The organism is Brevibacillus sp. SKDU10 (genome assembly GCF_001645205.1).
GTDB classification, from domain to species: Bacteria; Bacillota; Bacilli; order Brevibacillales; family Brevibacillaceae; genus Brevibacillus_B; species Brevibacillus_B halotolerans.
Genome location: NZ_LSSO01000167.1, coordinates 1 through 10,905 on the forward strand (window position 1 = coordinate 1; position 10,905 = coordinate 10,905).

Here is a 10,905-nt window from a genome sequence, read left to right on the forward strand (position 1 = left end):
TATTCGGATCTTTAAGAAGCTCGGTGGATGTTTTGGCTTGGACAAGCGGAAATTGCAATTGATCAAACACGAGACGGATATTTTTTTCATGCGGAAAGGGGCGATTATTAAGGATAATGACAGCACTCCCCGCCTCTGTGTGCATAACAAAATCACCACTATAGCTGCTAATATCGCCAAAATGTCGGGAAATACGATGACCTGTCTCTGTTTCTTGCAAGAAAAATCCCAATCCAAACCCACTTTGGTACGTGTTAAATAATGGCGTGTTATATTCATGCATTTGCTGGATGGATTGGGCCTGAAAGAATTGTTTATCCAAGTAACACCCATTATTCATATGTAAAAGGGCAAACTTAGCTAAATCTGTCACTGTTGACATCGCAAAAAAGGATGGATAATATGCTGTATTTTCTACAAAGCGATGCAGGACACAAATCTGATCATCATGTATATAATGCGGCAACGCCAGTGAATGGGTCATTGCAAACAGTGGATCATATGTACTGCTGTTCATTTTTAGAGGAGCAAAGACTACTTCTTGAATCAAGGCTGCAAAAGCTTTTCCTGTAACCTCTTCTGCTACACAGCCTGCTAGATTGTAATGAAAATTACTATATGTATGAAGCTTTCCCGGTGGAGCCATCAATGTCATTTTAGAAAGCTCCTCAGAAACATGTCGCCGTAAACCATCTGATTCGCGACTTCCAAGATAATCTCCGCCGTTATTAAATCCTGCCGAATGGCTCAATAAAGTCCGAAGAGTTAACAGACTATTGTACGTGGGATTTTGGAGTGAAAACCAGGGAATGTAATTGATGATGGGAGTATCTAAATCAAGAAGTCCATCCTCTACTAATTTCATGATCAACGTTGCGGTAAACAGCTTCGAAATCGAGCCTATACGAAATAATGTCTGTGGACTTACCGCTGCTCCTGAATCCTGCACACTAGTTACACCAAATCCCTTTGTATAGACTAATTCCTTATTATGAATAATGGCGATGGCCAGACCCGGTACACGGGCCTGCTCCATTTCCATCGTGATTTGATGCTCAAGCTCTTTTATACGCAGCATGCAAATCTCTCCTTTTCCTTCTATAAATTCTCTAGATAATCAGCTAATTCTTCAATAGAGAGCGTATTATTCCCTACATCACTTGGAGTGATCTCTTTTTCTTTCTTATTGAGACAATGATTGATAATGTCAAGCAAATGTTTTTTGTATACATCAATCATATTTTGTACTGTACTAAAATCGTACATGTTTTGGTTATATTCAAAGTGAAGTCGTAATGCACCATCCTGAATGATACCAACAATTTCAAAATTGTACTGTCTCTGTACCCTGCGACTCAGGGTTGGACCTGTGCTAAAAGGTGAGATTGTAAAGGCATCGGTTGAGATATCCTGATCAAATTGTCCCAGGTAATTGAACATAATTTGCGGCTTTACTTTTAGATGACTGACGTTTTCTATGTCAGCAGATGTTAAGTAGCGTAAGATGCCATAGCCAATTCCCTTATTCGGAACCTTGCGCAGATACTCTTTGGTATATTTAATATGATAGGCGATATCTGTATCTTTTGTTTCAAGCAACACTGGATAAAGAGAGGTAAACCAGCCAACCGTCCGCGAAATGTCTATATTCTCACTGATTGGCTCCCTACCATGCCCCTCTACGTGTATGAGCGCGCGATTGTCACCAGTCCACTCTCTCATTGTAAGAGCAAGTGCCGTTAACAAGATGTCATTTATTTCTGTGTTGTAGGCATGGTGAACTTCTTTTAATAAATGGGTAGTCTCTTCCTGATTAAGATGCATGGTTAATGTCTTGCTATCCTGCATCCGATCATCAATGACAATATGATCCTGAGGCAAGGGGGCTATCGGTACGTTAGCCAGTTGCTCCCAATATGCAGATTCCTTTAGAATGGTTTGACTATTGGCATAAACATGAAGCTCTGTTGACCATTCTTTAAAAGAATCCGTTTTATCCTGAAAAGAAATTGCTTCTCCATTTTGTGCCTGCATATAACCACTGGCAAGATCTTCAAGCAGAATTCTCCAAGATATTCCATCAACTACTAAATGATGAATCGCTATCAATAAATGATCACCATGATCCGTTTTAAAGTGTCCAATCGCGATCAACGGACCTGTGCTAAGTTTAAATCCAGCCTGAATATTAGATGCTTCGGCTTCGATCATAGCTGGCGTCGCATGCTTACCTCTGAAATCTAAGCATGTATAATCAAACAACCGATCTGTAAGTCCACGGATATTCTGTATAACGTGCTCCCCTTCTACATGAAACGTCATACGCAGGGCATCATGGTGTTCAACAAGCCGGGTAAATGCCTTTTGGAGCAATAGCTCGTCCCAGCCTTGTTCATGATGAAGCATGACTGCGTGATTGTAGTGATGGGCATCTGTTACATTTTGCTGAAAGAACCAATGCTGAATAGGTGTTAGACGTACGTTCCCCTCAACTAATTGGTTCGTTGTCCGTTTTGTTTTCATTTGTTTCACATGCATAGAAAGCTCTCTAATGGTTGGGTACTTGAATAAATCATGTATTTGAATTTTGTATTGGTATTTTTGAATTAAGGAAGACACTTGTATCGCACGTATCGAATCTCCACCTAGCGAGAAGAAATTGTCATGAACGCTTACATTAGTGACACCTAGGACTTTTTGCCAAACAGCAACTAATGCATCCTCTTTATCATTGGAAGCCTCCACATATTCAACGCCCGTGTCTATCAAGGTCCAATCTACTGGTAAAGCATTCCGATCTATTTTGCCGTTTGGAGTTAAAGGTAATTGTTCCAGAGAAGCAAAATAGGCAGGGATCATATATCCCGGTAACCTCTCCGCAAGGAAACTGCGCAGTTGAGTTACATTTTTGTTTATTTTATTTGTTCCCGCACTCCAGACAATGTAGGCAACGAGTTGTTTATCATCATTTTCATCCGTTTGAGTAGTAACCGCTGCTTCTGCAATATCTGGATGTTTAAGAATCGCTGTTTCAATCTCGCCTAACTCCATGCGATAGCCTCGTATTTTGACTTGATAATCTTTTCGATCTATAAATTCAAGTGTTCCATCTGCTCGATATCGCCCCAAATCACCTGTTTGGTACAATCGAGACTGTGAATCGGAAGAAAATGGATTCGGAATAAATTTCTCACTAGTCAAATCTTCCTTATTCCAGTAACCTTTCACTACTCCTTTTCCACCGATATAAATCTCACCGATCACCCCAATCGGTAGAATATGATGGTGCTCATCAAGAATGAAAATTTGGGTGTTAGCAATCGGTTTCCCAATGTAGGCAATTGGATCTGTCTCAGCTATCTGATGGATCGCCGACCAAATTGTTGTTTCGGTCGGACCATACATGTTGTATATGCTTGCCTTTGTTTGCGTTTGTATCTGATGCATCAGAGAAGCAGGGAAAGCTTCACCGCCCACTAGCAAGGTCTCAAGAGAATGTAAAAACTTCTGAGAGCTAGGATCAGCGGCAATCATTTTGAGCCGTGACGGTGTTGTTTGCATCATGGTGATCGGCCGGATACTCGGAGTTGTATCGCTAGCTAAAGCTTTGACCTCGCTTTTTCTAGCGAACTTATCCTTGAAAGCAGCTAAGTGATGCAAGCTTTGAATAACAGAAGCATGATCAATACCAAAATCGAGTAAACAAGCGATTTCAGTCACACCGATATAATAGAGCTGCTCAACTAATTTATGGCAAGTCTTTGGTGTCCCAAGTAAGGTCGCCGTATTCCAGTAGCGTTGAAAAGCGACTTCCAGAATTTGTTCAATATCCTCCTCTGATACGTTGTTCATATCCAGCATATCTGTCCCGATAGTAAGATTTTTGGCCAGATTACGTATCAAGCTAACACTAGATCTTAGATAGTCACAAAATGGTTTTTTTACTTTGTCATGTACATAATCAAGATCATCATCAATAAAGGTATGTAGCATGAGTGACACCTTGAACAGCTTTGGATCATATCCATTCTCGCGGAGGGTCTCATGATAAAGACGAATATTTTTTTCTAATTGATAAATATCCTGTCCAAGAAAATGCGTTAAAATATTAGCTCCCATTTTTCCAGCTTCAATAAAGGATTCGGCTGTCCCTGTTGTTGTCACCCAAACAAGAACCTCCGATTGAATTGGTTTTGGAAATGCTTGGACTTCTACAGGGTATCCCTTTCCATTTATACGCGTTACTTTTTCACCGCGCCATAATTGGCGGACTTCTTTTATTTGTCTAAACATAAGATCATAACGCTCTTCGTAGTTTTCCGGACGTAAAACGAAGTCGTCTACATGCCAGCCAGGTGCAAACGATAGGCCAACACGTCCCTTTGAAAGATTATCTACGACTGACCATTCCTCAGCAATGCGTAGAGAGTCATGCAAGGGAGATACGATGCTACCAGAACGGATCTGCAAGTTTTGGGTAATCATAGCAAGCGCTGAACTGATTACGGACGGATTAGGATATAGTCCACCGAACTCGTGAAAATGACGTTCTGGAGTCCAAACAGCATTAAAGCCATGCTTGTCTGCGAACTTGGTTGTTTCCAAAAGCAATGAATATTTATCATCTACCTGTTGATGATCGTAGCTTGAGAAAAAGAATACGCTAAAATCCATCTGTGGCTGTTCCGTATTCGTTAAAAAACTGTCGTAGTTTTCATACGTATCATCAGGGCTTATGACAACCTGGATTCCGCGTGTTAGCGTCCAGAATAGTTCTAGAACAGAAATATCAAAGGAAATCGTTGTTACTGATAAAAAAGCATCAGTTGTATTTGGCTGCAGCTTTTGATCCATTGCTGTAAAAAAGTTGCTTACATTTGCATGCGTAACCATTACGCCTTTTGGATTACCAGTCGAACCCGATGTATAGATCACATAGGCCAAATCCGATCCTTTGTTTATCCCATGTGGAACAGTAATTGATTGATTTGCCAGCTTAGCATCTACTTCATCAAGGAGTAGGATAGCCGTTTCAGATCTATCACCCATTCGATTTTGAAAACGTGATTTTGTGACAAGCACTTTCATTTGACTATCGTTGATAATATAACGAATGCGCTCAACTGGATACGTTGGATCAATAGGTACATACGCTGCCCCGGATTTTAAAATAGCCAGCAGAGATACGATCATCTGCTCACTACGTTCTAGCATGATTCCGACCAAATCATTTGGCTTAATTTGATACTGTTCCCGCAAATAATGGGCAAGTTGGGTAGAAAGCTCGTCTAGTTGACGATAAGTCAATGTTTTATCGCCATAAACGATTGCGATCTCATCTGGAATTTTCGTGACTTGGACCTGGAACCATTCTTGAATTGTTTTTTCATCACATAAGACTAGTTCCTCATTCGTGAATGTATGAATGATATGATTTTTTTCTGCTTGATCCAATAATTCTATATGAGCGATCAAACGATCTGGTTCAGACGTCACCGTATGAAGGATATGCATAAAATGCTTCTTGAATTGTTCCGCTTGTTCTTTTATGTAAATCAGTTCATTAAAAATAATTTTTATCTTGACTACTTGATCAAGTTGAATATGCAAAGTTAAATCATAATTTGGATGTTCAGTAAATTGAATGTTTGTTACAGAAAAGCCCATGTTTTGTTTATCTTGCAAACGTTCTAATCCTTTTGAGAGTGGATAATTATCAAAAATCAAAAGGTGTGAAATAAGCTCTTGCTTCAACTGAGATTGTGACTGAATCTCATAAAGAGGATAGTACTCATAATCTTTAGACTCAAGGGAAGCTTGCTGTATTTTTTGTAATAAGGATGAGAAAACCTGATTTTCTTCGCATTTCACTCGTTTTGGAACGGTATTAATAAACAAACCAACCATTTCATCACTGCCGAGTAGCGTAGGAGGGCGACCCGAAACAACCGAACCGAATACAACATCTGTATGATTGCTGTACTTCTGCAAAAAGATACCGAAGCATGCCTCAAATATTGTATTAATCGTAACTTGGCGTTGCTTAGAAATTTGTATTAGCTTTTCGGTAATCTTCTCATCTAATTCGAAGATAACTTCGCCATGTTTAAATTTTCCAGATGCGCTACCTTCACCAAAGGCTGGAAGACTCCTTGGCTGCTCATATTGATCCAGATATTGTTTCCAGTATGCGCTCGCTTCCTCATGATTTTGTTGCTCTAGCCATTTAACGAACTGGCTAAAGGGCTGTACCGTTTTAAGCTCACATTTTTTTTCATTTCGAAGACAATCGTAAATATGGAAAAGCTCATCTAGGACAATACTTGATGACCAACCATCCATAAGGATATGATGAAATCCCCAAACAATGTAAAAGCTATCAATTGCCGCTTGAATGACTGTAACTCTAAATAAAGTATCATGAGTAAGATCAAACCCTTTTGAACGATCTGACCTAACAAATTCATCGATATAGGACTCTTTCTTTTCCTCATCAAGATGTGATATATCGACAACCTGGATTTGTAGTGGTCGTTCCTTTAATACAATCTGTTTTGGCGTTTGAATCTTCTCATATACAAACATTGTCCGAAAAATCTCGTACCGTTCAATCAGGATATTAAAGCTTTTCTCTAAAAGTTCTGGCTGAAGCAAGCCATCTACGGTAAAGACGGCTTGCTGATAGTATGTTCCCGATGTACGATCAAGCATGGAATGAAACAGCATTCCTTCTTGGGTGGAAGTGAGTGAATATATTTTCTGAATTTGTGCGTTGTTAGTCTCCATATTTCACCTCTGCTCATGTATAAGAGATCATTCTTCTAATAGACTTAAAATGTCATCCAAATCTGACATAGATAAATTGTTGTCCCCAAAATCGCTTGGCGTAAACTCTTGAGTCTTTTTACTCGTACAGTGACGAATAATTTCTTGTAGATGTCTGAAAAAACCATCCAATACATTTTGCATCGTATCTCGCGAAAATTGATTTCTGCCGTAGTCCATCCAAAATGTCAGCTCTCCATTTTGGATCATTCCTGTAAAGATTAGCTTATGGGTGCGACTGTTGGCACTGCTGATTGTATGATCTGGTTGGATGGAGGAAAGTTGAAAAATAGCATCTTCCTTTTCCTCATCTATTTCTCCAAGATAGTTAAATAAGAAAGTCGCTTGCGATCCACCTGACAATGCTTGTTTATTCATGTCCGTTCCAAGATATCTGAGTAGTCCGTAACCGATTCCTTGATTGGGGACTCTCTTTAACAGTTCTTTCATCTCCTTTATTTGCATGGAGAGATCAGCATGATGTCTCATATCCAAAAGAATTGGATATAGTGCAGTAAACCATCCCACAGTCCGAGTTATGTCCAGTTGGTCACTCAGCTCGTGGCGTCCGTGTCCCTCGACATCAATGAGTATCATGTCCGATTTCTTCCATGAGCGAAGAGACATGCCGAGCCCCGTTAAGAGAATGTCATACATTTGAGTATTGTAGGCACGGTGAACCTCTTTTAGCAATAACTGAGTATCTGATGCTGAAAGTCTGCCAACCAGCCGCTCGTTCTCGCTCATGTTCCCCACGGCACGGTCTTCTTCTACAGAGTCCTCTCTTATTTTTTCCCAGTAAGAAAGCTCTTTTTGCAGATCAGATGAGTTTGCATATTCGTATAGCTGCTGTGACCAGGCAAGATAAGAATCTGTCTTATCAGGAAGCGAAACAGCTTGATTATTCACTGCAAGCTGATAGCCTTGCTCTACATCCTCTAATAAAATTCGTAAAGAAAGGGTATCGACAATCAAATGATGGAGGGTAAGAAATAAATGATCCCCATAATCCGTGTGGAATAACCCAACGTTACATAGCTTGCCACCCCACAAATCAAGGCTTGATTGTAGCTCTCGACATATGCTTTGAATGTCACTTTTCACCTCTTTTTCTGTTTTTGATTTACCTGTCAAATCAAAAACCTGACATTCATAGACCGGTTGAGATGTATCCCGAATCGTCTGCACAATAGCATTTTCTTCCTGTCGAAAGGCCATCCGTAGAGCGTCATGATGAGCAGTGAGCTTGTCCAGAACCTTAATCAAGCTTTCATAGTCAATCGGAGACTTGCTATCTAACATCACTGATTGATTATAATGCTGTTTTTCCTCCATCGGCTGGGCAAAAAACCAGTGTTGAATAGGCGTCAGAGGAACGATTCCTTGTACAATTTCCTGATCAGCCCGATGATTGACTGGCTGTAGATGTGGCCGCAATTCGATAATCGTTGGATATTCAAACAGGCTTTTCACTTGAAGCTTGTATCCACGCTTATAAAGCTCAGAAACGACCCTCATGGCTTTTATTGAATCTCCGCCTAAATCGATGAAGCGATCATGAATACTAATCTTATCCTCGCCAAGTACCTGGCTCCAAACACTGATAAGTACCGCTTCCTCTTCATCTCTGGCCACTTCAAACACAGTGGAGCCTATATCACTTCTAGTCAGCAGGGAGAGCGCTTGACGATCAATTTTCCCGTTTGGTTTAAGCGGAAAGCTAGATATCTTGCTGAAAAAATGTGGCAACATATACGCAGGTAAATGCTGCATTAGATATTCACGTATTTCTTGTGTCGATGTTCCTCCCTCTCCTTCTGAATTCATGACTAGAAAGGCTAAGAGCTGCATATCTCCCTGATGGTCTGGTTCGGCAAGCACGATAGAATTAGAAATTCCATGATGCTGATTTAATGTATGCTCAATCTCACCTAATTCAATTCGGTACCCACGTATTTTTACTAAATGATCGGCACGCCCGAGACATTGTAGCGTTCCATCCGAAAGCCATTTACCAATATCCCCCGTTTTAAACATTTTTTCATCCCTCGTTTTACCAAAGGGATTCGTTACAAACTTTTCCTCAGTCAATTCAATGCGATTCAGATATCCTTTCGCTACTCCCTCACCAGCTATACAAATCTCCCCTTGCACTCCGATGGGAGCCAGCTTTTGATGCTGATCAAGAATATAGATTTGCGTATTTGCGATTGGCTTTCCTATTGTTATATTTTCGTTGTGCTTTGTAGCTAGTCTAGGTATTTCATGAACCGCAGACCAGATTGTAGTCTCTGTGGGACCATACATGTTGAATATTCTTGCATTGGTTTTCTTATGGAGATCGTCTATATATTGAGCAGGAAATGCTTCTCCGCCTACTAACAAAATCCGAAGAGACTGTAACAAACGCTGGGAGTCAGGCGCATCCATTAACAGTTTAAGTCGGGACGGTGTGCATTGCATCATCGTGATCATCTCAACATGCGGTTGGTCAAGATAATGATCATAGCTACCAAACGTATCCTCCTGCGTGTTTACCAAGACAAGACGAATTCCTCTAGTCATTGTCCATAATAGCTCCAAAACAGAAATATCAAATGAGATGGTTGTCACCGATAGAAACGTATCACTCTCTAGAGGCTGTAGTCTTTCATCCATCCCGACAAAAAAATTCCCTACATTTCTATGGGTTACCATAACACCTTTCGGATTGCCTGTTGAGCCTGACGTATAGATAACATAAGCTAGATTGTCAGCGTTACGGATCGTGTCTAGCCCAGGAGTTGGTTCCTTATCTATCAATTCTTGATCCCGATCAAGAACCACAAGAGAAATAGGTTTGTATTCAGCAGAATCTTTATGCTCAAAGTGATTCAAATAAGCAGATTGAGTAATCACTGCCTTCATCTTGCTATCATGAATCATATAAGCGATCCGCTCGGTTGGATACGTAGGATCAATCGGTACATAAGCTGCTCCCGATTTAAGCACTGCTAGTAAACTAATCACCACTTCCTCTGTCCGCTCAACCATTACTCCCACACAATCATTGGCCTGAATAAAGGCATGACGCTGTAAATGCCAAGCAATCTGATTTGCTCTCTCATCTACCTCTTTATAGGTAAGTGCCTGATCTTTATACACGACTGCAATTTGATCAGGAGTCTTGGTAACTTGTATTTCCCACCAGTCTGTAATGGTTTTGTCTCGTGCAAAGGCTCTCTCTGTTTGATTAAAGCCATGGATAATCTGATTAGCCTCCTCTTCACTCATTACTTGTAGCTCTGTTAATGGTCGGGAAGAGTTTTCCATTACACTCGTAAATATCTGGAAGAGATGCTTGGACATTTGGTTCACAGTTTCTTTGTGAAATAAGTCATTCGAATAAACAATTTCCCCCGTCAGTTGTTCCCCAGAAAAATGAAACTGAAAACGAAGGTCTGAATCATTATGTACATCCTTATGAATATTGCGAAGGTTTACTACCACGGGAAAAGCGGGGAGTCGCTGATCTTCGGGTACCAATCCTAATTCATTAAAAATTTTCATGATAGGAATATTTTGATATTGATCAGCTTCCATGACTGATTGCTTCACTTGATGCAAGATGGTGCGAAAGGTATCATTTGGCGTCATCTGTGTTCGAATGGCTAACAGTTGACTTAGGTCTATAGTGGCATCATTCTTGAACACAGGCATTCCAATGATCAAATCCTCGTAACCAATATGATTATAGAGTAGACAATTGATCCCGCTCAGCAGAACCATATAGATGCCATGCTCTGACCCGTTAACCAGTTGTATCATCCATTTACTCACTTCATCAGGAAAAGTAAAAGGTATACTCGTCTTGTGGGCATCTTTCTGCTCACCTCTTGAAAAATCAGGTGGATAAATGGTTAACTGTTCTGCTCCCGCTAGTTTGTTTAACCAGTAGTGTCGTTCTTCTTCTAATTCACCGCTTGAGAGAAGCAGATTCTGTGTAATGTTATCCATCGCTAATTTTTTCTCCTCTCCATTTGCATGATTACCCCAGGTTATGTCAGTTCCTCGAGGTATTCTTTATAAGTCCCGACCACC

General features: G+C 40.4%; 3 protein-coding genes. All 3 read right to left on the bottom strand.

What is annotated here, in order from left to right; genetic code table 11:
- A partial coding sequence (locus AYJ08_RS13845) for a serine hydrolase domain-containing protein (protein WP_064018220.1) occupies positions 1 to 1,078 on the bottom strand: 1,078 nt, incomplete at its 3' end.
- A gap of 20 nt (positions 1,079 to 1,098) precedes the next feature.
- On the bottom strand, positions 1,099 to 6,786 hold the full coding sequence (locus tag AYJ08_RS13850; protein ID WP_064018221.1) for a MupA/Atu3671 family FMN-dependent luciferase-like monooxygenase: 5,688 nt from the start codon (positions 6,784 to 6,786) through the stop codon (positions 1,099 to 1,101).
- 27 nt (positions 6,787 to 6,813) lie between these two features.
- Positions 6,814 to 10,821, bottom strand: coding sequence for a non-ribosomal peptide synthetase (locus AYJ08_RS13855; protein ID WP_064018222.1), 4,008 nt, complete (start codon positions 10,819 to 10,821; stop codon positions 6,814 to 6,816).
- Positions 10,822 to 10,905: the final 84 nt, after the last annotated feature.

Bases quoted from the DNA above. Each gene is read 5' to 3' on its own strand.
- AYJ08_RS13850 (WP_064018221.1), bottom strand. From the start codon at position 6,786: ATGGAGACTAACAACGCACAAATTCAGAAAATATATTCACTCACTTCC.
- AYJ08_RS13855 (WP_064018222.1), bottom strand. From the start codon at position 10,821: ATGGATAACATTACACAGAATCTGCTTCTCTCAAGCGGTGAATTAGAA.